Here is a 25,471-nt window from a genome sequence, read left to right as displayed (position 1 = left end):
AAGGGAAACATTGATTTATAGAAACAAAAAAAGGCTTGTCCAACGGTACGTGGACAAGCCTTTATATTCTCAAGCGATAAATGATTATCGCTCTAACCAATCGTCTCCAAGTATATCGGAGAGCTTCTGATCGTATTCTTCTGCTTTTGCTTCATTTTGCAGACGCGTATGGATCTGAAACAAAATCTGCATTATTTCCGTGTTATCGGGCTTCAATTCTAACGCCTTGGTAAAGTAAGGTAAAGCTTCTTCATACAAGCCATCCGCTTCTGCCAACATGGTATCTGATTTTTCCTCCCACTCTTCATCAGAAAAGTTGTTTACCTCCGTAATGATATTCCTTGCTTTGTCCAGGTAAATGGCTCCGGCGTAATAGTTTCCTTCAAAGAAATCAGGATCAGCTTCTACCGTTCTTTTGTACTCTTCCAATGCCCCTTCCATGTCACCGGAACTTTCTTTCAAATACCCATATCTTAAGCGTATGGCAGGATTATCGGGATCGTTTTCCAACGCTTTTTCAATGGAAACCATAGCCTCATCCATTTTATCCAATTGCAACAATAACTGAATTTCAAATTCTGCGAGTCCCTTATCTTCCGGATAAAGTTCCCGGGCTTCGGTAGCCAATCTATACGCTTCTTCCGGATCATTTTCCTCCGCACTGGCAATTTGGATCAGAAAATAATAAGCGTTGAGTTTATTGTATTCATCGATGTCCAACAAGTGCGTAAAGTACTTTTTCGCTGCCTCAGTATTGCCAATCATATTAGCGGTATACCCGGCATTAAAAACCGTCGTGGTGTCTTTGGGATCCAGGTCGGCCGCCAAAGAAAAGAATTCAAATGCCTGATCCATGTCCTCTGCGTCATACCTTTCACTTCCTTTATTTAATGAAGCATTTTTCAATCGGTAAACGCCCTCGCCCTGTAAGTTTGCAGGAAGCTCTGGAACGACCTCTTTAAACAGGTCTTTGCTCACCTTACTGGTGGAATCCATATCCTCCATTTCGAAGGTGGTCATAAAACTGGACTCTGCTTCTCTTCCTAAGCTAACTGTCTCCTCGGTGTTGGAAGAGTCTGCCTCAAACATCTGCGTTTCTATCTTGCCTTTGATGAAATAGGTATCCGATTCGCTTCCGGTTTCTTCATCATTTACGGCATTCTTAATGTCTGAATAGGCTTCCTCAATATTGCCTCTTCTTAGGTTTCTTTCGGCAGATCGTACCACCTTTTTCTGGCCAAAGGCAACTGTAGCAGCGATGCCCACCAAAGCCAATGATAAAATTAACTTTTTCATGTTAGGAATGTTATACTTTTTTGGTTTCAACTATTATTCGTTATTAGGATTTACTTCATTGTCAGTTGGAGGATTCTCTCCCGTATCGGAATCTTCCTCTACCAGAATATTCTCAATTTTTTCCACCGAGGAAATTTCATCGTTTTCGTTTAATCGAATCAATTTTACGCCCTGCGTCGCTCTTCCCATCACACGAACCCCTGTCGCTGGTGTTCGAATGGTGATGCCCGATCGCGTAATAATCATTAAATCATCGGTAGTGACCACCTCTTTTATGGCAACCAAGCCGCCAGTCTTCTCGGTGATATTCATGGCTTTAACTCCTTTACCACCCCGTTTGGTGATGCGGTATTCCGAAAGAAAAGACCGTTTTCCAAATCCTTTTTCGGTGACCACCAAAAGCGTAGCTTCTTCTCTCTGAACACAAACCATGCCAATTACAAGATTGTCATCCGCCCCCAAATTAATCGCCTTAACGCCCGTAGCCGTTCGCCCCATGGGTCGAACATTGGATTCATGGAAATGAACCGCTCTTCCCGAACTGGACGCAATGACAATGTGCGCGTCGCCATTGGTTAATTCCACATTTAGCAATTGGTCATCCTCCCGGATATTGAGCGCAATGATTCCATTGGTCCTGGGTCTGGAATATTGTTCCAAGGTGGTCTTTTTGATAATCCCTTTGCGGGTTACCATTACAATATTGTTGTTATTGATGTAATCATCATCGTTCAAATCCCTCACCTGAATGATGGACCGAATTTTGTCTCCGCTTTGAATGTTAATCAGGTTTTGAATAGGCCTTCCCTTGGAGGTTTTACTGCCCTCCGGAATGGCATACGTCTTTAACCAGAAGAGTTTGCCCTGATCGGTAAAAATCAATAGGTAATTATGCGTCAGTGCTGTAAATAAATATTCGGTATAGTCGTCTTCTTTCGTACTGACACCGCGGGAACCAACACCTCCCCTGCTCTGGGACTTGTATTCGGTAAGAACGGTTCGCTTGATATATCCCTGATGCGAGACGGTGATAACCACCTCCTCATTGGGAATCATGTCTTCATAGTTGAAGTCTTCGGCATTGTGCTCGATGGTCGTCCTTCGCTCATCCGAGTACCGCGTTTTCATTTCCAGCAGTTCATCCTTAATGATTTGCATCCGCCGATCTTCGTTGGCCAGAATCTCTTTCAATTCCTCGATCAGTTTCATCAATTCATCGTACTCCTGCTGGATCTTTTCCCGCTCCATGCCGGTAAGACGCTGCAGACGCATATCCAGAATGGCTCTTGCCTGGATTTCTGAAAGCTCAAATCGTTCCATCAATCCATTTCGGGCCGTTTCCGGATCCCTGGAATCCCGGATGAGCTTAATCACTTCGTCCAGATTATCCAATGCCACCAGGTACCCTTCCAGGATATGGGCTCGCTTTTCAGCCTCCTTCAGTTCGTATTCCGTTCTTCTGACAACAACCTCATGACGGTGATTGACATAATGGACAATCAACTCCTTCAGATTCAAGGTGTAAGGGCGCCCCTTTACCAGAGCCACGTTATTCACGCTAAAGGAAGTCTGTAGCGGGGTGTGTTTGTAAAGATTGTTTAGAATAACATTCGGAACGGCATCTTTCTTCAATTCGTAGACAATACGCATGCCTTGCCGATCTGACTCATCGCGGATAGCGGAAATGCCGTCCAGCTTTTTCTCATTGATCAACTGGGCGGTTTTTTCGACCATCGAGGCCTTATTTACCTGATAGGGAATCTCATTGATGATGATCATTTCCCTGCCATTGGATTTTGTTTCAACGGTGGCCTTTCCCCTCATGATAATCCTTCCCCTGCCGGTTTCAAAGGCTGCCTTCACCCCATTATATCCGTAAATGATCCCTCCGGTCGGGAAATCAGGAGCAATGATATGTTCCATCAACTCCGGAATGGTAATGTCATTATTATCAATATAGGCACTAATTCCACTAATGACTTCACCTAGATTATGGGGTGCCATATTGGTGGCCATGCCCACGGCAATTCCGGAAGCTCCGTTTAATAAAAGGGCAGGAATTTTTGCCGGCAACACGACCGGCTCCTTCAGGGTGTCGTCGAAGTTCAGCTGAAAATCAACCGTTTCTTTATTTATATCGATTAGTAATTCCTCCGCAATTCTCCGAAGCCTGGCTTCGGTATACCTCATGGCAGCAGGGTTGTCCCCATCTACCGAGCCAAAGTTTCCCTGCGGGTCAACCAATGGGTAGCGCAGCGACCAATGCTGCGCCATTCGAACCAGTGTTTCGTACACGGCTGAATCACCGTGGGGGTGGTATTTACCGAGCACTTCCCCTACTATTCTGGCTGATTTTTTATAAGGTTTGTTGTGGGTTACCCCTAATTCCTGCATCCCATACAGAATTCGGCGGTGTACTGGCTTTAAACCGTCCCTTACATCCGGTAAAGCCCTGGAAACAATTACCGACATCGAATAATCGATGTAGGCACCACGCATTTCTTCCTCAATATTGATCGGGATGATGTTCTCGTTCTCTCCTTGAGCCATAATTAAATTTCCTCGCTAATAACCTGCAAGATAGCAAAAAGAACAGGTTTAGAAAAATATAATTTTTCTAATATAGCTCCAAACGGGTATTCAGTTTATTTTCATGGAGTTAATATCCCAATTTTAGTCAAAAAATTTGGGGTTTGGGTTAAGAAAAGCTTTTTTTCACCCTTAGATTACCATTGCCCGACTTTTCGGTTTTGTCTGTTCCAAATGGAACTACCCCGGTATTCGACCCCATTGTGTAAATGTTTCATGACTACCCGGCAGCCTCCTACTTTACATTTTTTGGTACCTGGCAAGCTGATGGACACGCCTACCTGAAGATTGTAAACGCGTTGAAGTAGGGATTGTGTTTCCGGAATCTCCGGATTGGTATACGCAAAGGAGCGGAATTCCACTGCTGGCTTTATAAAGGCCCTGGTATATTCTGAAAAATCGTATTCCAACTGTAGTCCCAAACCGTAATAAGGATCCGGAGCACTCAGGTTTGGATCCACGGATTTTCGAAGCATCATGGAACCAAATTCTCCTTCTACCATAAATCGCCAGGGATAAATCTGTCTTGCCCGCTGCTTTAGCTCCGACTGCATGTAAATGTTATTCTCCGAGTAATTTCGATATTGCCAGCGGAGAACGGAGCGACGCTTGCCAGCATCCCACAGTATTAACCCCAGGGTGCCATACAGCTTGTCGTAGGTATAGGCCTGCTCCTGGAAATCAAAGGAATATCCCTGAGCCTCCAACGGAGAAATCCGCCCCCATTCTCGTCCATAGCCAACGCCCAGACTAATAAAGTCAAATACATTGATGCGCATGCCGATATTTAGTGGATACGCAAAATTTCCGCTACTTAAGGACAAGGTATCTCCTGCTGCCAAATCCATGGTCTGCTCCATACCGCTACTGATCGGATAAGAACCGGGCATTTCACTTGAAAAATCAAATTCGTGCTCCTGATATCCCGCTCCGGTAGACAGTTCAAAGGAGAAGTTACTAACCATGTTTCTAAAAACATTCCCTAGTTCGTTATCACTTTTCCGACCATTTAATTTCCGTTCAATGCCAAAAATATCTTCCTGAGCAACAAGAGGACTAATAAACAGGCTGCTGCCCATCATAAGCAGCCACACAAAAAGCAGGGTATTTTTCCAGAGAGATCTCATACCGGTTTTTCCTAACTAACGTAAAAAACAAAAAAACCCTCACAAAAGGGAGGGTTTTTTTCAATTTTATTTTGAATTGGTCTTATTCTCCTGCGTCCGGCTCCGCTTCTTCAGAGTCTTCACTTCGCTTTTCTTTCAATTCGGCCATCATCATGTCTACCTTTTCTTTGATTTCCGGATTTTCCTTGATGGCTTTATTCACTTTATTATAGGTAGCGACTCCCAGAATCTCATCGTTTTTGATCAAACCGATTTTAAGATCCCTTACCTCATTTCCAAGCGAACTCATAAATTCCAGGATAGCCTCGTAAGCTGTTTTTTCTTCGTCAGTCACCTCGATTTCAGCCATTTTTTCCTCGTCTTCCCAGGCATCCTTGATTTCATTGTATCGGGCGGCCCCATCTATCACCTCGTTGTCTTTAATCATCGAAACAAGCTCTTCATTTTTTTGCTCATAAAAAGCCATTACAGAATCTTCCATGGCAGCAAATTTTGCCAATTCCTCATCGGTGATCTCCTCTGCAGCTTCATCCTGCGCATGAGCCGTAAATCCGATTACACCAACTAACAAGAAAGCCAATACAAATAATTTTTTCATAATTTCCATTTCAGTTTATTAAACGCTATATACTCACGAATTAAGTTAGAATCCATTTATTTCGCAAATAATAAGGCAAAAAATGCGCCATAATTTATATGTACCCCCTATAATTTGAATTTAAACGATATTTTTTAGCTTTTTAATGGTTTCTTGTGGATTTTTTGAGGAAAAGACAAAATTTCCAGCTACCAGGATATTGGCACCGGCATCAAATAATTTTTTTGCATTTTCCATGCTGACTCCTCCATCGATCTCAATCTTCGCATGAGAACCGGTTTCCACGATTAATTTGGTAAGCCGGTGGACTTTTTTGTAGGTATTATCAATAAATTTCTGTCCGCCAAAGCCCGGATTTACAGACATAAGGATGACAAGGTCCACCTCCCGAATAATATCTTCCAATTGTGATACGGGCGTATGGGGGTTCACCGCAACGCCTGCTTTACAGCCCAGTTCTTTGATGGATTGGATGGTTCGGTGGAGATGCGGGCAAGCTTCACTATGCACCGTAATGTGTGCGGCACCGGCTCTTTGAAAAGCAGCCAGATAATGGTCCGGATTTACGATCATCAAGTGGACGTCTAAGGGCTTGTTCGCATAGCGCTTAATGGCTTCTACCACCGGTAAACCCATGGATATATTAGGCACGAAAACACCGTCCATGATATCTACATGAATGTAATCGGCATCGGAGCCATTAATCATTTCCACTTCCTTCTGAAGGTTGGCAAAGTCAGCAGCAAGAACGGACGGGGCAATCAATGGGTTCATAAAATGGGGGTCGATTTGAAGGAAATCAGATTATAGTTATCTGATACAATACAAAAAAAGGAAAAATTATTCTCATTTCCTTATTTCTTCCACAACTTCATGCGGGCTGCAGAAGAATCATCCTCTAACTCAAGCCAATACATACCCGGGACGAGGGTACCCATATCTACCCGATAAGGATCGCGCATAACGTACCGGTCTAACTGAAGCGAACTGATCAGCTTTCCCTGCAAATCATACAGCGTGAGCTGACAGGAATTTTCCTGGCCGAATTCAACAAACAATTCTTTATCATCCAGCGGATTTGGGTAGATTCTGGACGGTAAATCCACCAGGGTCCCTTCTTCCCTACTATACATCGCTCTAAAATAGTTTGGAACACCATATCCCAATTCCATATCCGGTTGCGCTGCCTGGGAACCACTTTGCAAGAGCTTTTCCATCAGTTCGGATCTTGTAAAATCGGGATTGGCCTGCCACAATCCTGCTGCCAAAGCCGCTACCTGCGGTGCTGAAAAGGAGGTACCACTGGAAAGACTAGTCCCTTCAACCTGGCGCCAAAGGGTCACTCCGGAACCATACGCTACCAATTCCGGCTTGATACGCCCATCACTGCTGGGACCGATGGAACTGAATCCGGCCTTAGTAAACTGATTGTTGATTGCGCCAACCGCTAAAATTCCTTTGGCATCTGCGGGTACGGTGATGGTCTGCCATCGGATATTACCTTCATTTCCAGAGCTGCTGACCACCAGAATGCCTTTCTCAGCAGCCATGCCTGCTCCCCTGGAAATGACCGCCGTGTTGCCGTCTAGGTCTTCCTTGCCGTAATTCATTTCCGGATCATCGAAAGTATTGTAGCCCAGCGAGCTATTGATAATTTGTACGCCCAGGCTATCGGCAAATTCCGCGGCCCGAACCCAATTGTATTCTTCTATACGAAACTCAGAATCCACGTCTTCTGTAATGCATAAAATATAATTCGCCGCATAGGCTCCTCCTACCAATTGGCTGGGGTCGTAGGAAGCCAGTAGGGACAAGGCACCTGTGCCGTGCGTATCGGTACGATAGACCGAAGATACTCCATTCCGTACGAAGTCCCGGGTAGCCAAAATCCTGTTTTCGTTAAAAAGATGCTGCAGTCCAATAATTTCATCGGTATTTAAAAACCCCGCATCAAAGACAGCAATCGTGACCCCCTCCCCCTTGTAGCCATCTTCATGCATTTCCGGAATTCCAAGAATGTGATTTTGAAAGTCAAAGGTATAGCTCGCTTTTGCTTTATTGCCTCGGGCTTGTTTTGGATCCAGGTAATTCTTTGTTCCTTCGTTACCATTTACTTGCTGGCCTCCCCTTCCCACATACAGCACTTCCTCAACGAAGGGAAAGGACCTGATTTTTTCAACAGCCGTCGGGTCCGCCAAAACCACGGATGCATTGAGCCATTTTGAATGGTAGAAAATTTCCTCGACTTCATTGGCTATCAAGGAGGCATACTGACGGGAAACCGGTAAATCAGTACTATCCAACGCGACGTGTTCCCTTTCCCTCCGCAAAAGGGCCTTCTCGCCCAGCAATTCCTCCGGCCGATCCAAACTATAGGTAGTCGTTGGCTTAAAGCGGTAATGCACCGCATACCGGTCTTGTCCCAGCAGGGAAGTCCAGCTGCTAAACAGGAAAAAAATAAAAATGACAGACCTAGTCTTTCCCATAAGAAATCAATTTTAAATGAGTAAAACGTCCTTCCTGAATAATTTGTTCTCCCAGGCATTCATTTCGGGAACAGTACTTGAATACCTCATAATAGCTTTCTATCAACCCCACCTCTTTGCCATATACCTCGTAACGGATATCCCGCAGCGTTATCTGGTCATCCTCTTCGCTTTGCCTTACGGTGACGGTTTCAGGAAAATAGTTGTTTTCTACCAGGTAATCTCCCATTCTTTCGATAAAAAAATAAGTGGTAGGAAGCGAATTATAGGCATTGCCATTCCATTCAGTGTCCGCTGCCAGCGGGTAGCTTAGCACTATTTCCTGTAGGTTATCATCATGACGAATAATCCGGCTATTGGAAAACGTCAGCGTATAGCTTTTTTCATCGCTCCAACGATTCCGGTCTTCCGAGTACTGCCTCCTTACCCGGTATACCAGGTCATTATCGGCATTCAGGTATTGGTCCACTATTTCATCCCGGTAAAAAAATTTGGTGGTTTCAAAATCCTCTTCACCAAAATACCGGGTATTGTCAACCTGATACTCCCAAAAATTCCCAATTGCCAATGGATAATAAGTGGAAGTAATGATGGGAGGTTCTTCCCGCAGCACCTCACAGCCCATCGCAAAAATCCCTAACAGCAGCATCCAACTGCTTTTTTCCAAAACTTTCATTCTCTATCTTTGAAATCTTTGAAAATTACATAAATAATACTCCAAATCGAAATGGCTCTAAAAACTTTTGTAAAGATAAGCAATGTAAACAATTTAAGCGATGCGAGGTATTGTGCGGGAATGTATGTAAATCTGATGGGATTTTGCCTGGAGGAGAGCTCAGAATACTTTGTCTCCCCCGTCGAATTCAAAGAAATCACCGGTTGGCTTTCGGGCCTGCAATACGTAGCTGAGTTTAACCTTTCCCATCCGGACCAAATCCTTGAAACACTTCGGGAATACGAGGGCTTCAAATGGATTCAGGTACGCGAAAAACACCACCTGCAAATGCTGGAAAACAGTGGTTATGGATTGATTTATTCCTACACCATCAAAAAGGCAGCCGATTGGGAAGACATGCTGGCATTTTCGAAAAGCCTGGGAGAACACGAGATTATTCTAAATCTGGAAGCGGACACCGGAGTAGATACGATCGGAGAAAAGGAAGTGGAAATGATTGCGCAACTGGCAACAAACTGTGAGGTATTGCTGGGTTTTGGATTTGATGCTACGAACATTGACTCCCTTCTTGAAGCCACGGATATAAAGGGCATTAGCATGAAAGGAGGGCATGAAATCCGACCTGGAATTAAGGATTTTGATGAATTGGCCGATATTCTTGAGGCACTGGAAGTCGAAGATTAAAGGGGAATCAAGGAAAATTCGATGTATTTGATGGTTTCTCCTTTTTCCATAAACATTTTCTCGTAGCGTGTCCGAATACCGTGATGTTCTTCTTTCCATTCGGATTGGTAAAAATCCCTGGTTTTTCGTTCTACACTTATATCCTGCCTGCCGGAAAGAAGTGCTTCTGTGTAGGTATAAAGGCCGGTGTTATCGGTTTTAAAATGAATCGTTCCGGCGCCATCCATGATTTGCCGGTAGATTTGAAGAAACCGGGGGGAAGTGAGCCTTTTTTTCTCATCCCGGTCTTTGGGTCGGGGATCAGGAAAGGTAATCCATAATTCATCAATCTCGCCGGGGCCAAAAGACGCTTCCAGATTTTCAATCTGCGTTCGCAGAAAAGCCACGTTTTCCAGGCCCTCTTCGGAAGCCTGACAGCTTCCTTTCCATATCCGGGACCCCTTGATATCTACTCCGACAAAGTTTTTCTCCGGATAGTGCCTGCCCAGGCCCACGGTAAATTCCCCTCTGCCACAGGCAAGCTCTACCACCAATGGATGGTCGTTTTGAAACTGTAGTTCCTTCCATTTGCCCTTTATTTCCTCAAAACGCTGTTTCCCGGGTTGTACCACATTGGGATTGGCTTCATTTTGCCTGAAGCGTTCCAGTTTATTTCTACCCATACCGATTAAAGTTCCTTTATTTCTGCAACGACAAATGTACTGCCTCCAACGAAAATCAAGTCATCGATCCCGGCATTTTTTTTGGCATAGGCGATGGCAGCATTTACATCCGTTATGCAGGTTCCCTGTAAGCCATGCAAGGCCGCCTTTTCTTTTAACGCTTCCGCAGGAAGGGATCGGGGCTGGTCTGCCTGGCAGAAAATGTACCGTGCCCCTTTGGGCAAAAGTGCCAACACCTGCCCCTGGTCCTTATCCTGAACCATTCCCAGGACCAGGTACAGGTTGCGATGTGGAAGGCGGTTGAGTTGTTCTATAATAAGTTTAATTCCATCTGCATTATGTGCTGTGTCACATACTACTAAGGGGTTTTTTTCAAGTATTTGCCAGCGCCCTTTCAATCCGGTATTGTCCCTTATTGCTGCCAATCCTTGCAGAAGTTGGCCGGAAGAAATGTTATATCCCATTTCATTGAGCCTGGAGGTGGCCAGCAAGATTCCCGGCAGGTTTTTGGCCTGGTAATCTCCCAATAAATCCATCGAGACTTCCCAGGTGCTACCATCGGCTTCCCGGATTTCATAGCGCGCCAGGGTTTCCATGTCAGCCGCTTGCTTCCATCCTTTGGGCAGAACTTCAAAGCATTGGTCAGCAAAAAACAGCGGGGCATCTTTTTCCCGGGCGGCCTGCTGAAAAACAGGAGTTGTCGATTCCTGGGTTTGCCCGATGATTACCGGTACCCCTTCCTTGATGATACCCGCTTTTTCGCCCGCAATTTTCTCAAGCGTATCCCCCAAGAACTGAACATGATCCAGGCCAATATTCGTAATCAGACAAAGCAGGGGCAGCAGCACATTGGTACTGTCGAACTTGCCGCCCATTCCCGTTTCGATGACCGCAATATCGACTTTTTCCCGGGCAAAGTAGGAAAAGGCCATGGCCACGGTCATTTCAAAAAAACTGGGCTTTAGCGTTAACAAAAATTCTCGTTGCTCGTCCACAAAGTGACATACTTCTGTTTCCGGGATTTCCTGGCCATTGATTTTGATCCGCTCGCGAAAGGACTTTAAATGGGGAGAGGTGTACAAACCCGTTTTATACCCGGCTTCCTGAAGCACCGAGGCAAGGGCATGGGCCGAACTGCCTTTTCCATTGGTACCGGCAATATGGATACTTTTGAATGCCTGAAGCGGATTTCCCAGCCGTTCACATAGTTGGAGGGTGTTCGTTAGGTCTTTTTTAAACGCCGGAGCCCCGACCCGCTGAAACATGGGTAAAGCCTGGTACAAAAAGTCAAGGGATTTCTGATAGTTCATGAAAAAGGCTTAATCTACGCGGATAACAAAGGTAATTCTCCCGGTGGAATATTCGGCAGTGGGGTTTCCACTTTGTCGTTTAAAGGAAAGGCCATTGACCACGGTTCGATAGTAATTCAATACTTCATTGCTGACGTTGTATTCAAGAGGGATGGCTTGAACGATCCGGCCGTCGTCGTTGACGGTAATCCGGAATACAATGCGGCCGTTTCGGTTGGATAGATTATCCTCAATGGAGGGCCTGGAGGCAAAGTCCCAGCCGGCCAAGTCCAGGTTGTAGCCGGAACCATCGCCTGTATTCCCGCGTCCGGATTGCAAGATGGACCGTCCATCTACGGTACCTTGAGGGTTACCTTCATTGCCCTGCTGATTGGAGGTCCCTTCATTGTTTCCTGCAGCGGGTTGGTTGGAGGTTCCTGTTTTACCTCCCCCACCAAAAATAGCACGCGGATCCACGGTAGGCTTTTTCTCTTCCACTTTTTCCGGAGCCGTCTTTTCGGCCGGTTGATTTTCTACCCGGTCTTCGGTAGGATTCTCGTTTGTTTCGGTAGGCGTATCCGGAGTCGGTTCCGGTTCTTCGTTGGTTTGTACGGGGCTGGGAACCTGTGATTGCGGCTGCTGTCTGGGTTGACTTTTGCTGGGTTGGGCTGGTGTGGGTTGCGGTTCGGGAGGGCTAACCGGTACCACATTTTCAGTCGGTTGGGAAGCTGGATCACCCGGGGCTGCTGCTTCTTCGATCGCCTCCGTATTGGAAGTAGATTCCGTCGTTGCCTGCTCGCTATCCATTCCGGCATCCGAGAAGCCCAGGTTCAATTCCAGGCCAAATTGAGACATGGGAGGAACTGGTTGTTTCCAAACCACAATAAAATAAAAGCCTACCAAAATCAATGCGTTTACTAAAAACGTGATGAGGATGGCTTTCTTCTTATTCTCCAGGGTTTCTTTCCGGTCTTCCCAAACTTCCATTTTGAAATCTTACTTGTATGGTTTTGTGGCGATGGTGACGTTGGCTTCGAGTGAGGCGGCGATCCCTCCTACCTCTACTAGATGCTCCACCGGTACTTCCTGATCGATGTGCAAGACAACGTACCCTTTCTTCTCTTTCAATAACGTTGTTAACGCTTCTTTAATTTCATTTCGGCTTACCTGCCGGTCATTTACTGCATATTTGAGGTCTTTGGTGATACTTACGGTCACTTCCTGCATCACGATATCGGAGGCCTCACTGCTCGGAAGGTTTACGGGTAAGCCCGAGGGGGTAATGAAGGAAGAAGTAAGCATGAAAAAGATCAACAGCAGAAAAATGATGTCGGTCATCGATGACATGCTAAAGGCGGCTTCGATTTTATTTTTTGACTGTAGGGCCATATTATTTCTTATCCTGAAGTAAATCTATAAATTCGATCGTGGTATATTCCATATTATGGATCAGTTTGGAGACCTGTGTAACCAGGTAGTTGTAACCCAGGTAAGCGACGATCCCGACCACCAAACCCGTAGCGGTGGTAATCATGGCCTCATAGATCCCGGTAGAAAGCAGTTTGGGAGAAACCATTCCTTCTTCCTGTGCCACTCCGATAAATGCCCGGATCATTCCAGCGACGGTACCCAAAAACCCGATCATCGGCGCAGCACCCGAAACAGTTGCCAGCAGCCCCAGGTTTTTTTCCAACTTATAAATCTCAATTTTACCAACGTTTTCGATGGCCACCTCAATGTTTTTCAAAGGACTACCAATGCGTTCCAGCCCTTTGCTAATCATGTTTGCCACCGGGGTTTCCTCTCCCTGGCAAATCATCTTTGCCTGCTCAATATTTCCACTCTGAACCATCATCTTAACCTGATCGATCATGCCTTTGGGGGTTTTGGAGGCTTTTTTTAAGGTGATGACGCGCTCAATAAAAATAAAAATGGCTAAAATAAAGAGCAAGTAAAGCGGGATCATCATGTACCCCCCTTTGATCAATAACTCCAATAGGCCAATATCGGATGACCCGGCCCCCTCCATGAGAGCAAGTGAATCGACGGCCTGCTGGCCGTCTGAGGTTGACAACGTTTGTAATAGGATCATATTAATATTTCAGTACCCATAAATTTTCTTCGTATTCCGTTTGGGAAGTATCCATGGCCTCCAGTGCCAGGTCAAGGTTTTCATACTGTCCGACTGCCAGACGGTAGAAATGGATGCTTCCATAGGGATGCACCAAAAACGTTTCCAGTCCGGCTTTATTGAGTCGTTCTGAATAATCTCTGGCAAGATCATCATCAATGAAACTACCAACTACCAAAAAATACCTCGGAGAATCGGCTCTTTCGGCAATTTCTGTCAATACCGGCGTAACCGCTTCAACCGCTGGGGCTGGGTCTTCGGTTACCGGGTCAGGAACAGGCGCAGGTTCGGGTGTTGCCTCTGCCGGTTCTTCTGATTGGGCAACCGGTGCATCACTTTCTTCCGGATTTGGGTTAAAATAGCCGAGATTACCCCAATAATAAGCCCCAAATCCAATTAGTAAAACCAAAAGAAGGATAAGCCACAACGCCCAGTTGGAACGCCGTTCTTTTTTCTCTTTTTCAATACTTTTTGATCTTCCCGTTACCGTTTTACCCTTTCCTACCGGCACCGGTACGGGAGATGCAGCCGTTTTGGCAATGGGACTTTCCAGTGGCCTGACGGAAACCGGAGGTAGCCCAAAGTCCTCATCGTTATTTGGTTGGCTGTTTTGATCCTTGGATTTATTTTCAGACATATCAAAAAAGATTGTTTCAATCTGCTAAGCTAAAGTAAAACCATCAAATCGACAATATTGGCACCATATTTCCCCGATTTCACCTACCCTTGCTAAACGACTATGCAAACTAAAATTTAAACCCAACGCCTCCAATCACCTGAATGGTACGCACGGGATAATAGTTAAAGCGTTCGTACTGCTGGTTTAATAAATTATTCCCCTTAAGGAAAGCCGAAAACCGGCTGGAAAACGCATAATTCGCATGTAAATGCAAATCCAGCAAGGGATCCAGGTCTCGTTCGGTATCGGAGGCTAGATTGATGGCATTGATTCCTCCCAGTGCATGCAAGTTGGCATAAAGCGTCCATCGTTCATTGGGAGTAAAGGAATTATTTATACGTACCTCCCACTCTGGCCGGTGCCAGGCGATCCCGATCTCATCCAGGGTGTATTGGTAAAAATGCAAGGAAGCATCCATTCGGTAGATTTCATCAAAACTATAATTTAGCTTTCCGTGGTATTCCAGCACCTTGGTGTTGTTATCATAAATGAGCTGAAACCGGGTACTATCCATCGCATTGTTTCCATAGAAATGCATATTGGTAAAATCTCCGTATTTCAATCCAAGTCGGTAATTGAAAAGGTCATTGGCATTACCAGAAATACCGGCATCAACCTGAAAATTCTGGATGGTATTCCTGAGCTGCTCAGATGGCCCTAAAAAAGGATTCTCCCGGATAAAGCTATAATAGGTGTTTCGCTTTACATCTCCCTCGTAAGTTCCATAAATACCAAATTCAGGCATCAATTGATACGAAACGGATGCTACTGGCAATACATAAAACTCCTTTAATTTGTTTGGAACGATGTCGTTTTCATGAATCACATTTGCCCCTATTTTAATGTCCAGCCCTTCCTGCCGGTACTGAACAAAAGGGTGCAGCTTAAAATAATTTCTATTGATGGCTTCGTAATTCACATCACTGGGAGAAGTAAATGCCAATTCGGTTTCTATTCCCCCATTTAGGTTGTCGTTAGCGCGAAAGCCCGCAGCGGCCTTCACCAGGGCCTCACTTTCCTGGGCCTCGTATCGGTCATTAAAAAGCCTCAGGGAAAGGCTCGCCGAGTAATTGAATGGTTCTGCCTTTTCAACTCTTCTCAAACCTATCTGCGTATGAATGGTATTAAAAACCTGCTGTATGGTATCGGCAAGCACTGTATTTTCAGGTTGAGGGGTGTAGCCATAAAAATGGTACATATCTCTTTGGTATCCCAGTTTACCAAATATTTCGACGATATCTTTATACAAACTGCCATTCAAAAAAATATCCGTATGATCCTCTGCCGAATTCTGCCCATCCACCGGCCCGGTGTAAAATCCCTCATGCTTTAGGTGCAAACCATAACCAGCTTCTTCATAGGGCTGAGGAAAAAGATCCAACTGGAAAAATGGAGCGGAGTAATTTCCGAAACCCAATTGGGCCATCCCCATGGTTTGGTCCGTTTCAGGCTTCGGGAAAGGTTTTTGATAGGGCTGGGTTTCCAGTGCCACCGGAGCCAATGGAAAAAAATAATCGTTTACCTGATAGGTATAATCGGTAGAGGTACTTACCGGCGGTAAAGCGGGACTTTTTTCAAAAACCCGGGACTGTTTGGGAAGGCTTAACACCCTGTCTTTCCGGATAATAAACTCCGTATCCCGGATTTCTCCCCGTTCCGGCTCCCCCGTATCCTGACTCTGAACAGGTACCACCACTACAACTGCCAATACAACTCCTGAGACTATTAACTGTATGAACTGCTTCATTCTGCGGTCGTGTTGATGGTTTCCAATAATACTTCAGCTTCCGTTCTGACTGATTCCATGTCCGAATTTTCAATCACTGATTCCAGAGTGGCTTTGGCCTGGAACGTTTCATCCAATGCGATGTAATTTTTTGCCAGCAGTATAAATTGCTTACCGTACCACAACTCATACGAGCCAAAAGGCTGGGAGTACTCGAAAATCAGCTCATTGGATGCCTCATAGGCACCTGCTTCATGGCTGAGCGAAGCAAGCCGGAAAAGGGCTTCAGCACCTTGTTCCGATTTGTAGTTATCGACCAATTCCCGGTAAACCGGTTCTGCCTGGGCCGGCTGATTACTGTTTTCCAAAGCCTTTGCCTTAATCAATAAAGCGCTGGGAGCCGCATCTACGGTAATATTGCCCAAGTCCAGGATTTTATCAGCATGGCTGACCGCCTCCGTGTAGTTTTCGGATTCAAAATGGGCTACCATCAATCCATAATACGCTTCGTATTCCTCCGCGGTGCTTCGCGCATTTTCGGCGGTAAATTGGAAATAAGGGATGGATTTGGTAAAGTTTTCCCGCTCAAATTCTATAGCAGCAATCTTTTGAAACACCCTGGTTTTCAATTGGGTATCCCCGGAATTTTCCAATTCGTAGTACAATTCCAGGGCTTTGTCGGTATTTTCCATCCGGAAATGAGCATCGGCCAGGTAATACCTGGCTTCAGGTACCTGAGAAGAATTGGGATAGTTCCGGAGAAAATCCTCTAATGCCCGGACTGCCTGCTGGTAGGATTGGTTAAATAGCAAGCTTTTGGCAGCCTCAAACTCTACATTCTGTAGATTACTGCTGGCGGGATTGGATTTCCGGTATTCTGATAGGTAAGTAGAAAACTCCTCAGACCTTCCCTGAAGGGAAAGACTCTCCTGCAAGCCAACCAGCGCCGTTTCCCCATTGGATGCATTGGGAAAACGGTTCAATATCGTCTTGTAATCGGCAATGGCCTGATCATAATCTTTAAGCGAATAATTGGCCACCGCTCTTCCTTCCAAGGCATAAGGTATAAAGGGGCTGTTGGGTTTTAATGAGATAAGGTTGGAAAAAACTTCCCTGCCCAGCCGGTAATTCAAATCTTCCATATGGATTTGGGCTTTTTGAAACAAGGCATCTTCCAGGTAAAGACTATTGGGATACTTGTTTATTACCTGGTCCAGTTGCCGGATGGCTTCCAGGTTTCGGTTTTGAAAGTTAGCCACGACTCCTCCTCTAAAATGCGCATAATCACTGTAAGGGCTGTCTTCCTGAATGGCTCTTCGGAAAGTGGCTGCCGCTTCTTCAAATTTTTTCTGTACGTAATAAGCGTCTCCTAACCTTATCAGGGCATCGTGATACTGTTGCTTTTCATTGCTGCCTCGTAGCTTATCGGTATAGGCCTTAAACTGATTTTCGGCTTTTTCATAGTTTGACTGATTAAAATAGGCGTAACCCAAGCCATAATGCGTCTTGATTAGGGCTGGATCAGCTGCCGGTGGATTCATGGCCAAAACCCGTTCGTAGGCTTGAATGGCAGCATCCGCTTGGTTGTTGGCGGCATAAGCCTCTCCTTTCCAGTATTGAGCCAGCGTTTGCAGGGACTTATCCTGGGGGAAATCGAGTGATTTGTTCAGCATCTGAATGGCTTCACGGTGGTTATTGTCCCGGTAATACACCATCGCTTGAAAAAAGCTTACTTTCTGGTAGGCTTCCTTTATCCGGGGCGATTTCTGCTGCATGCTTTCTATATGCCGAATGGCCCTTAGGTAATTGTTGGTATTGATAAGCGCATCGCTGAGTAAGTTCTCCGCTGCTGAGGCTTGGGTACCGTTCGGGTACTCATCCAGATACTGGTCCAGTGCGGTGATGGCCTCCTGAAATTTACCCATCTCAAGATTTACCTTGGCATAGTTGAATAAGGCTTCTTCTTTTAGTTCCGGATTATAATCCATCGTAAAAGCGGCACTGAAACTGTTGGCTGCGAAGGGTAAATTCTCCTGCTGAATGTAGGAATGCCCCAGAAAATAGCTGGAAATCTGTCCCAAGGCATCTTTTTTCAGGGCTACTTCCTTAAAAAAGGTACTGGCCCTCTCATATTGATTGCTTTCGTAGTGTGCCACACCGGCTTTGTATTGCTGGTCTCTGGATAACGTTCCCTTACTGGCAGCGACGAAGGACTGATAGTATCCCGCTGCCTCCGGATAGGCGTTGTTATCGTAATAGGCCTCTGCCAGCAGCAATTGAATTTGCTCGCGGTTTTCCAGGCCTGCCTTACCGATCAAGAGGGAAGCATAATCAATTAGGCGTTGCAACTCCCCCTGCCGATAATAAATGGCAGACAACATGTAGGGAACCTTCAGGCTATATTCCCTGGATTTTTCCGCCTCCTTAAAATTGGTGACTGCTGATTCAAAATCATCTTGCTGAAACGCGCTGAAGCCTGCATAATAATACGAAGATGCCAGGAAAGGACTTCGGTATCGTTTGGCCCGCTCAAAATAGCGTTGGGCTTGTTGGTAATTTTTCAATTGAAAAAAAGCATAGCCTGTTTTGAAGAAAAGCTCCGGATGGCGCTCTTCGCTAAGGGCGACGTTGCTCAACAAACCAAACTTCTCAATGGCTTTTCGGTAGTTTCGGGTGGTAAAATAATGATTGCCCAGAATCCAGGCCGCTTCATGTCCCAGGATTTCTCCGGGATATTCCAGCAAAAAGGCTTCCAAAGCCGATGACCCTTCCGGAAAATCCCCCTTCAAAGAGGAAAGAGCGAGGTAATAGGAAATCTCCATCGTTCGATCACCCTGTTGATTATGGAGCTCCATTCGTTCAAATGCTTCCCGGGACGCAGCAAACTGATCCTTCTTAAATAAATCCAGGGCCGCCTGGTATTCCAACTCGGGATGCATCTGACTAAGACTGGCCTGCGCCCATGCCTGCATTGGTGCCCCTGCCACTAAATAAAATGCGAATATTACTAACCGTATCCTGTTCATTATCCGGATCAATGAAGAATTTTAAAAATGAGTTCTTTCAGAATTTTTGACTCTTCCATATTGTTGGCCGCTATGCCTTTTGAACGTAAATCTGCTTCTCTCAGGTATCCGATGATATCAATAATCTTGCCTAAAGGATAATTTTTTGCAGCAACGGTGTATTCTTTTATAAAGTAGGGATTAACTTTCAGTACGCCGGCCAATTCTTTATCTCCCATTCCCTTGTTGGCTTTTACCTGGAGCAAGCGGCTAAAATGCATGTAAAGCAGGGATAACAGGGGAATCAGTGGATGGGATTTAGCATTCTGTGCGAAATACCAAATAATGGTATTGGCTTTATTCACGTCTTTGTAGCTAAGCGATTTGGTGAGCTCAAAGTTATTAAAGTCCTTACTAATCCCAATGTATTGCTGGATATGGGCGGTGCTAACGGTTACCGGTTCATCAAAATTGATAAGCATTTTATCAATTTCATTGGTCAGCACTTCCATATTATTTCCAATGGATTCCGCCAGGACCTGACAGGCCTTGGGTTCAATCGTAAATCCCTTTTCCTTCACATATTGATCAATGTAGGGCGCCAGTTTGTATTCCTGTATCTTATCCGATTTGACCAACACCGCTTTTTTGTCCAATTCTTTGGCCAATGCTTTCCGGCCATCCAATACCTTGTATTTATGGGCGAAGACAAGAATGGTACTGGGCAGTGGATTATTAATGTAATTGATCAGCAATTGATCTCCCTGCTCCCTGCCCAGTTCCTGAATATTTTGCGCTTCCTTTACAATAACCACCTGCCGGTCAGACATCATGGGAAACCGCTTGGCATTGGTAAGAATTTCACCTATGGTTGTATCCTTTCCATACATGATCGTTTGATTAAAACCACGGTCCTGTGGTGCCAGGGCATTTTTTTCAATGAACCCTGTAATTTTATCTATAAAGTAGGGTTCTTCTCCCTGAAGAAAATAGATGGGGGCAAACTTATTTGCTTTCAGATCTTTGAGAATACTTTCCGGCTTACTGGGCATACCTGATTTAAAAATGGCTCGATAAGAGATCAAATATAAAAAGAATATAGGATTAACAAGGATGAAAGGAAACATTACCTTGCTTACTTTTGTATATATAGTGTATCAAAGAAAAGCATGGTGGAAACGTTGGAAATTGGAATTACTTATTATAAAGAAGGCAAATTTGAGGAGGCATTGCAGGTATTTGATCGGTTGGTAAGTTTGGAGGGACCCAAGGCCGATTACCTGCACTACCGGGCAAGGGTACAATCCCGACTTGGATCCTTGGAACAGGCCATCAGCGATTTTGATGCCTTGATGGAATTGGAACCTTACAATACGACCTTTATCAGTGACCGGGCTGTGGTACTTCACCTTCTGAAACGAAATGACGAAGCCATGCGGGCATTTGATCAGGCATTAAACCTGGATCCTCAAAACCCATATCGATACTCTAGCAGGGCCTATTTTAAGGATCGTATCGGTGATTTTCAGGGCGCTATTGAAGATTACGAGCGCGCCATTGCACTGGATCCGGAAGATGCGGTTGCTCAAAACAATAAAGGGATAATAGAGGAAAAATTGGGGCATCTGGGCGCTTCCCGGAAGAGTTTTTCGGTCGCCGACGAACTTACCGGTCATTCACCTTCCGAATCGCCTGAACCGAAACCGGAAAAGGCAGACGGACCACGAGCATCAAACCTGCCTTTCCAGTTGGAGCAAGAGGAAAAGTCCAATAATCTGAGCCACTTTTTCACTACGCTGAAACAGCTATTTACCGACAAAGAGACCCGAAATGAGTTCAAAACCTTTATTCTGACAAAGATTAAAGGTTCTTGATCACAAATAGCGGCTTATTGATAAAGTAAGACATCTTTTTGGAAAGATTACTTGTAAATAATTGTTCAAACCAGGTTTTCTTTTTGCTCAGGGTAAAGAGGATATTTCCTTTGGCCGTGATCAGGTAGTTCTCCAGGCCTAGGCCTGGCTCGTCTCGATAAGATTTCAGTACAAAATTCACTTTTTCATAGTGGATAAAAGGCTGAAGCTCCTCTACCATACTAAGATGAAGGGCTTTATCTATGGATCTTATTTTGGTACTGACGTGAACTACGTCCAATTCCGCATCATACATCCGGGCGATTTCCACCACCCGCTGAATGGCCAGCTTATCCTCTTCCAGGTAATTGGTTGCGTAAACCAATTTTCTTGGCACCTTGAAAAAGACCTTTCGCGGGATGATAAAGACATCGCAGGCTGCCCTCAGCACTACTTGACTGGATTTAGTGCCAATGTAATTCTCCTTGAATTCATTAACCCCTTCGGTACCCATGATGACCAGGTCTGCCCCTTCACTTTCAGAAAATTCCAATATGGTGGCTACTGTTTTTCCTTCCTGTATGACACTCTCACAAGAGGAAAGCCCCTTCGCCAGGCTTTCTTCCTCCACGGTAGCTTTTAACGATTGCAACTTTTTCTTTGCGGTATGCAGGCTTTCGTCCAAAATATTTCCGGGAAAAAGGTTTTCGTAATCTTCTCTATCCGGTACATGGAACAGAATCAGCTTTGCCTGCAATTTTTCTCCCAGTTTGGCAGCATATTCGATCGCATTTAACGAACATTCCGAAAAGTCGGTGGGGCAAAGAATGGTGTAGGTTTTCATAAAGAAATAATAGGTTTAATAGCCCTGCTCTTTGTTAATTTGATTCATCAGGGGAAGGTTTTGCTGCAGGTTCCGGTAATTTTCCATAATCTGCGGTGCTGCCGCTTTATGGTTGGTGATACTGGCAATATGGGGAGTAATGGTAATCTGCTCCTGCTTCCAGAAGGGATGATTAGCAGGTAATGGCTCTTTCTGAAATACATCCAATAGGGCTCCTGAAAGGTGACCGGATTCGATGGCCGGAATTAAATCCGCTTCTATGAGGTGTTTTCCTCTGGCCACATTAATCAGATAGGTGCCTTTTTTAAATTTCCGGAACAAGTCCTTGTTCAGAAATCCCTCGGTTTTTGGGGTCAGTGGTAGCAGGCAAACGACCACATTCACTGCATCTAAAAATTCCTGAAGCTGTCCTCCATGAAAATAGGGATGCCTGAAACCGGATTTAGGGCGATTCCCAAAGCCAATCACCGGAATACCTAAACCGGCCACTTTGTCGAGAACATCGCCGCCCAGTTCGCCGACTCCCATCACCCCTACGGTAATGGGGATTTCGGGATTGCTCATATCCCAGGTTTTTGACTGCTTATCCCGGACATAGCGAAGAAACTGCCGATGGTAATTTAAGATCCCCATCACCACATAATTGGTCATGGAAAAGGTCAACCTGGGATCCACTATCCGGGTAATGGGCACATTGTCAGGAACGTAATCCGCCATGATGTGATCCACGCCGGAACCCATGGAGCAGATTAGTTTTAAATTTGGAAATTCGGTTAAAATTCCTTTGGGATGTTGCCAGAGAACCACTACTTCTACGGATTCTTTCTGATTGACATCCGGATAAACCTGAAGTTCAATATGAGGATCAATTTCTTTGAAAACCGCAATCCAGGCAGCGATTTCTTGCTTTGATTTAGTTGGTGCAATAATTGCAAGTCCCATTGAAAGAATGTTGTCGTTTATATTAAAAACCAGTTAAAATAATTTTCGGATGTTCGTAGTAGCCATGGACTCCGGTTGGACCGACTCACCGTAAGAACTACGAAAATCCACACAAATATTGATGGTAATTTAACTATCTTTGCCCACATACCTGATACCACTGCTATAAAGAAAAAACCAGTCGTATAAACCGGTTATGTTTTGTCGTCATTACATCTTCAAATTAATTATAAATATCTATGAAAACAAAAAAAATGCTTTTTCTAGCAACTATTTTGTCATTGGTTCAATTAGTAGCTTTTGCTCAGATCAACATGCCGCCGGCAAGTCCTAACAGCAAAGTATCTCAACAAATGGGATTGACCGTCCTGCACCTGGATTATTCCAGACCGGGAAAAAAGGGACGGAAAATTTTTGGAGAACTGGTGCCGTTTGGGCAGGTTTGGCGAACCGGTGCCAATAATCCCAGCACACTTGAATTTGATTCCGAGATTCGCGTAAACGGGCAGGCACTACCTGCGGGAAAATACGCCCTTTACACCATTCCGGGAAAAAAGCAATGGACCGTCATTTTTTCCAAAAAGACCGAACTATGGGGAGCGATGGGGTACAGTGCAGAAGATGATGCCCTTCGTATACAGGTACCGGCAAAGAAGCAAAAACCAGTGGTGGAAACCATGACCATTCGATTTGTGGATCTTTCGGATACCGGTGCTACCGTTAACCTGTCATGGGATAAAACTCAAATTGAATTCCGAATCGAATCTGAAGTAGACCCGATTGTCATGAAACAAATCAGGGAACAGTTAATTGACCAGGAATCGGATAATCCCGGCCTGTATTTTCAAGCAGCTAATTATTACTTCACCAATGACAAGGACCTGAAAACCGCACTTGAATGGATCACCAAATCCGTGGACCAGGACGCCAAGTACTATACGGTGCACCTTAAAGCGAAAATTCAGGCAAAATTAGGTATGGATGACGAAGCCATCGCTACGGCAGAAAGATCAAAAACCATGGCCGAAGAAGCCAAAAATCCTGATTACGTAGGATTAAACGATCGATTGATTGAATCACTTAAATAATAATGACACATTGGAGCTGCAAAAAAAGCAGCTCCAATGTTTTCTATTCAGTTGAGTCGCTGGCCGATTTCGGTTCCGGTCCACGCCATCCCTGAATCAGCATGGCCATCAGCATTACCAATAAGCAACCAATGGCGTTGTACCAGAGGTACCCTACATCCACCGCAAAACCATACACGGTGGTTCCATTGAAGTAGTGCAGGGTTAAAATCATCAATTCTGCAATAATGGCTGCGGTAAACACCGCCTTACCCCCTACCCATTTCAGAAAAAACCCAACCAGAAAAATGCCCAGAATAGTACCATAAAACAAGGATCCGAGCAAGTTTACCGCTTGTATCAGGTTTTCAAATAAGGTGGCATAGGTGGCAAATAGCACGGCAAACAAGCCCCAAATAGCCGTAAACCATTTCGAGGAAAGCATGTAATGCCGGGAGCTCCCTGAGGTGTGCAGGGAACGCTTGTAAATATCGATGGTGGTGGTAGACGACAGGGCGTTTAGCTCGGATGCGGTAGAAGACATGGCTGCGCTGAAAATCACTGCGAACAACAGTCCCACAATCCCATTTGGCAGGTAATCCATTACAAATCGCATAAATACATAGTCGGTATCGTTTGTCTCTGCCAGTGGATCGTGTTTGACAATTAACGCTTTAACTTGCTCCCGTACCTGCTCCTGTTGTTGAGAATGTTCAAAAATCTCTGTTTGATACCGCTCCGTTTCGATGGTATTGTCTGATTCAATGGCTTGTAACATCTCCTGAATGCGTTCGCTCTTGCTTTCAAATACCTCCGTATATTCCTTTTCCAAGACGTCAAACTCCTCCAGGTATTCGCTCTGCTTGAGCTTATCCAACTGAATGGTATTAAAGATGACGGGAGGCTGAAAAAACTGGTAAAACACAAAAACCATCACCCCGATAAACAGGATCACGAACTGCATGGGAACTTTCAAAAACCCGTTCATCATCAACCCCATCCTGCTCTGGGTCAGCGACCGTCCCGTCAGGTACCGTTGGACCTGAGATTGGTCGGTTCCGAAGTAAGAAAGAAATAAAAACAACGCCCCGGTCACTCCTGACCAAAAATTATAGCGATCCGACAGGTCAAAATCAAAATTGACAATGTTCAATTTTTCCATCTTGCCTGCCAAATGCAAGGCCTCGGTAAATTTCACGGGAATCATTTGGATTACGATGATTCCTGCTAAAATCATCCCTCCCATCATGACCGTCATTTGTTGCTTTTGGGTAATGGATACGGCTTTTGTCCCCCCGGATACGGTATAAATGATCACCATCAGGCCGATAAATATATTGGTAATCGTCAAATTCCATCCCAAAAGAGTGGATAAGATAATGGAAGGAGCGTAAATGGTGATTCCCGCCGCCAGGCCACGTTGAATCAAAAACAGGCCGGCGGTAAGGGTTCGGGTTTTAAGATCAAAACGGGTTTCCAGAAATTCATAGGCTGTGTATACCTTTAGCCGGTAATAAATGGGTAAAAAGACAACCGAAATGATGATCATCGCCACTGGCAATCCAAAATAAAATTGGATAAACCGCATGCCATCTGCATAGGCCTGTCCCGGTGTACTTAAAAACGTAATCGCCGAAGCCTGGGTGGCCATAATGGAAAGCCCGATGGTCCACCAGCTAAGATCATTCCCTCCCCGGAGGTACTTGTCCATGTCTTTGGGGCCGTACGTTTTGTAAATGCCATAGGATGCAATGGCCAGCAAGGTGCCAAACATGATGGCCCAGTCGAGGTAACTCATGAAAAAGCCAGGGTTAACC

The 25,471-nt window shown here is 45.1% G+C and carries 22 protein-coding genes; 3 read left to right on the top strand and 19 right to left on the bottom strand.

All coding sequences use genetic code 11. The features are described from left to right. Positions 1 to 84: 84 nt before the first annotated feature. The 7 genes from GJS45_RS00955 to GJS45_RS00925 all read right to left on the bottom strand — a co-directional run bounded on the left by GJS45_RS00955 (position 85) and on the right by GJS45_RS00925 (position 8,772). Positions 85 to 1,296, bottom strand: coding sequence for a tetratricopeptide repeat protein (locus tag GJS45_RS00955; protein WP_162339575.1), 1,212 nt, complete (start codon positions 1,294 to 1,296; stop codon positions 85 to 87). Positions 1,297 to 1,329: 33 nt separating this feature from the next. Further along, positions 1,330 to 3,846, bottom strand: a complete 2,517-nt coding sequence (gene gyrA, locus GJS45_RS00950; protein WP_162339574.1) for a DNA gyrase subunit A — start codon at positions 3,844 to 3,846, stop codon at positions 1,330 to 1,332. Positions 3,847 to 4,022: 176 nt separating this feature from the next. Beyond that, positions 4,023 to 5,012, bottom strand: coding sequence for a hypothetical protein (locus tag GJS45_RS00945; protein WP_235954525.1), 990 nt, complete (start codon positions 5,010 to 5,012; stop codon positions 4,023 to 4,025). An 82-nt stretch (positions 5,013 to 5,094) separates the two neighbouring features. After that, entirely contained in the window at positions 5,095 to 5,610 is a 516-nt protein-coding gene (locus tag GJS45_RS00940) for a hypothetical protein (RefSeq protein WP_162339573.1), read from the bottom strand. Between the two features lie 120 nt (positions 5,611 to 5,730). Next, a complete protein-coding gene (rpe, locus tag GJS45_RS00935; protein WP_162339572.1) occupies positions 5,731 to 6,384 on the bottom strand; it encodes a ribulose-phosphate 3-epimerase in 654 nt (217 codons plus the stop codon). 80 nt (positions 6,385 to 6,464) lie between these two features. Further along, positions 6,465 to 8,096: a S8 family serine peptidase gene (locus tag GJS45_RS00930; RefSeq protein WP_162339571.1), complete on the bottom strand. Its 1,632-nt coding sequence runs from the start codon at positions 8,094 to 8,096 to the stop codon at positions 6,465 to 6,467. Further along, on the bottom strand, positions 8,083 to 8,772 hold the full coding sequence (locus GJS45_RS00925) for a hypothetical protein (protein ID WP_162339570.1): 690 nt from the start codon (positions 8,770 to 8,772) through the stop codon (positions 8,083 to 8,085). The genes GJS45_RS00930 and GJS45_RS00925 overlap by 14 nt, the downstream gene beginning before the upstream one ends. A gap of 51 nt (positions 8,773 to 8,823) precedes the next feature. Here GJS45_RS00925 and GJS45_RS00920 point away from each other — a divergent pair, with 51 nt between their 5' ends. Continuing rightward, positions 8,824 to 9,456 (top strand): beta/alpha barrel domain-containing protein, encoded by a 633-nt coding sequence (locus GJS45_RS00920; protein WP_162339569.1) that lies wholly within the window; start codon positions 8,824 to 8,826, stop codon positions 9,454 to 9,456. Here GJS45_RS00920 and trmB read toward each other — a convergent pair. The 9 genes from trmB to holA form a co-directional block, all read right to left on the bottom strand. Next, positions 9,453 to 10,118 carry a tRNA (guanosine(46)-N7)-methyltransferase TrmB gene (gene trmB / locus GJS45_RS00915; protein ID WP_162339568.1) on the bottom strand — a complete coding sequence of 222 codons (666 nt, stop codon included), beginning with the start codon at positions 10,116 to 10,118 and terminating at the stop codon, positions 9,453 to 9,455. The genes GJS45_RS00920 and trmB overlap by 4 nt on opposite strands. A gap of 5 nt (positions 10,119 to 10,123) precedes the next feature. Then, complete coding sequence (locus GJS45_RS00910; RefSeq protein WP_162339567.1) at positions 10,124 to 11,428, bottom strand: bifunctional folylpolyglutamate synthase/dihydrofolate synthase; 1,305 nt, start codon at positions 11,426 to 11,428, stop codon at positions 10,124 to 10,126. Between the two features lie 9 nt (positions 11,429 to 11,437). Continuing rightward, on the bottom strand, positions 11,438 to 12,394 hold the full coding sequence (locus tag GJS45_RS00905; RefSeq protein ID WP_162339566.1) for an energy transducer TonB: 957 nt from the start codon (positions 12,392 to 12,394) through the stop codon (positions 11,438 to 11,440). Positions 12,395 to 12,403: 9 nt separating this feature from the next. Then, complete coding sequence (locus GJS45_RS00900) at positions 12,404 to 12,796, bottom strand: ExbD/TolR family protein (RefSeq protein ID WP_162339565.1); 393 nt, start codon at positions 12,794 to 12,796, stop codon at positions 12,404 to 12,406. Position 12,797: 1 nt separating this feature from the next. Continuing rightward, the gene (locus GJS45_RS00895; RefSeq protein ID WP_162339564.1) at positions 12,798 to 13,499 is read right to left on the bottom strand and encodes a MotA/TolQ/ExbB proton channel family protein; all 702 of its coding nucleotides are present in this window, start codon (positions 13,497 to 13,499) and stop codon (positions 12,798 to 12,800) included. Position 13,500: 1 nt separating this feature from the next. Further along, positions 13,501 to 14,175, bottom strand: coding sequence for an SPOR domain-containing protein (locus tag GJS45_RS00890; RefSeq protein ID WP_162339563.1), 675 nt, complete (start codon positions 14,173 to 14,175; stop codon positions 13,501 to 13,503). A 109-nt stretch (positions 14,176 to 14,284) separates the two neighbouring features. Beyond that, positions 14,285 to 15,964 carry a porin family protein gene (locus GJS45_RS00885; protein WP_162339562.1) on the bottom strand — a complete coding sequence of 560 codons (1,680 nt, stop codon included), beginning with the start codon at positions 15,962 to 15,964 and terminating at the stop codon, positions 14,285 to 14,287. Further along, the gene (locus tag GJS45_RS00880) at positions 15,961 to 18,930 is read right to left on the bottom strand and encodes a tetratricopeptide repeat protein (protein WP_235954523.1); all 2,970 of its coding nucleotides are present in this window, start codon (positions 18,928 to 18,930) and stop codon (positions 15,961 to 15,963) included. The genes GJS45_RS00885 and GJS45_RS00880 overlap by 4 nt, the downstream gene beginning before the upstream one ends. A 47-nt stretch (positions 18,931 to 18,977) precedes the next feature. Then, positions 18,978 to 20,000, bottom strand: a complete 1,023-nt coding sequence (gene holA / locus GJS45_RS00875) for a DNA polymerase III subunit delta (protein WP_162339560.1) — start codon at positions 19,998 to 20,000, stop codon at positions 18,978 to 18,980. A 117-nt stretch (positions 20,001 to 20,117) separates the two neighbouring features. Between holA and GJS45_RS00870 the strand changes: the two genes are divergently transcribed. Beyond that, positions 20,118 to 20,822, top strand: coding sequence for a tetratricopeptide repeat protein (locus tag GJS45_RS00870; RefSeq protein WP_202928009.1), 705 nt, complete (start codon positions 20,118 to 20,120; stop codon positions 20,820 to 20,822). On the opposite strand, the gene GJS45_RS00865 is transcribed toward GJS45_RS00870, so the two are convergent. Next, on the bottom strand, positions 20,809 to 21,645 hold the full coding sequence (locus tag GJS45_RS00865) for a universal stress protein (protein WP_162339559.1): 837 nt from the start codon (positions 21,643 to 21,645) through the stop codon (positions 20,809 to 20,811). The genes GJS45_RS00870 and GJS45_RS00865 overlap by 14 nt on opposite strands. Positions 21,646 to 21,660: 15 nt before the next feature. After that, positions 21,661 to 22,587, bottom strand: coding sequence for a 2-hydroxyacid dehydrogenase (locus GJS45_RS00860; protein WP_162339558.1), 927 nt, complete (start codon positions 22,585 to 22,587; stop codon positions 21,661 to 21,663). 239 nt (positions 22,588 to 22,826) lie between these two features. Between GJS45_RS00860 and GJS45_RS00855 the strand changes: the two genes are divergently transcribed. After that, a complete protein-coding gene (locus tag GJS45_RS00855; RefSeq protein ID WP_162339557.1) occupies positions 22,827 to 23,675 on the top strand; it encodes a DUF2911 domain-containing protein in 849 nt (282 codons plus the stop codon). Between the two features lie 43 nt (positions 23,676 to 23,718). Here GJS45_RS00855 and GJS45_RS00850 read toward each other — a convergent pair whose 3' ends face one another. Then, positions 23,719 to 25,452: a sodium:solute symporter gene (locus tag GJS45_RS00850; RefSeq protein ID WP_162339556.1), complete on the bottom strand. Its 1,734-nt coding sequence runs from the start codon at positions 25,450 to 25,452 to the stop codon at positions 23,719 to 23,721. Between the last annotated feature and the right edge of the window lie 19 nt (positions 25,453 to 25,471).

This window comes from Cyclobacterium salsum (assembly GCF_010119245.1).
Taxonomy (GTDB): domain Bacteria; phylum Bacteroidota; class Bacteroidia; order Cytophagales; family Cyclobacteriaceae; genus Cyclobacterium; species Cyclobacterium salsum.
Note: the sequence above shows the minus strand (reverse complement) of the source record. Positions and strands in the feature narration are given on the sequence as shown.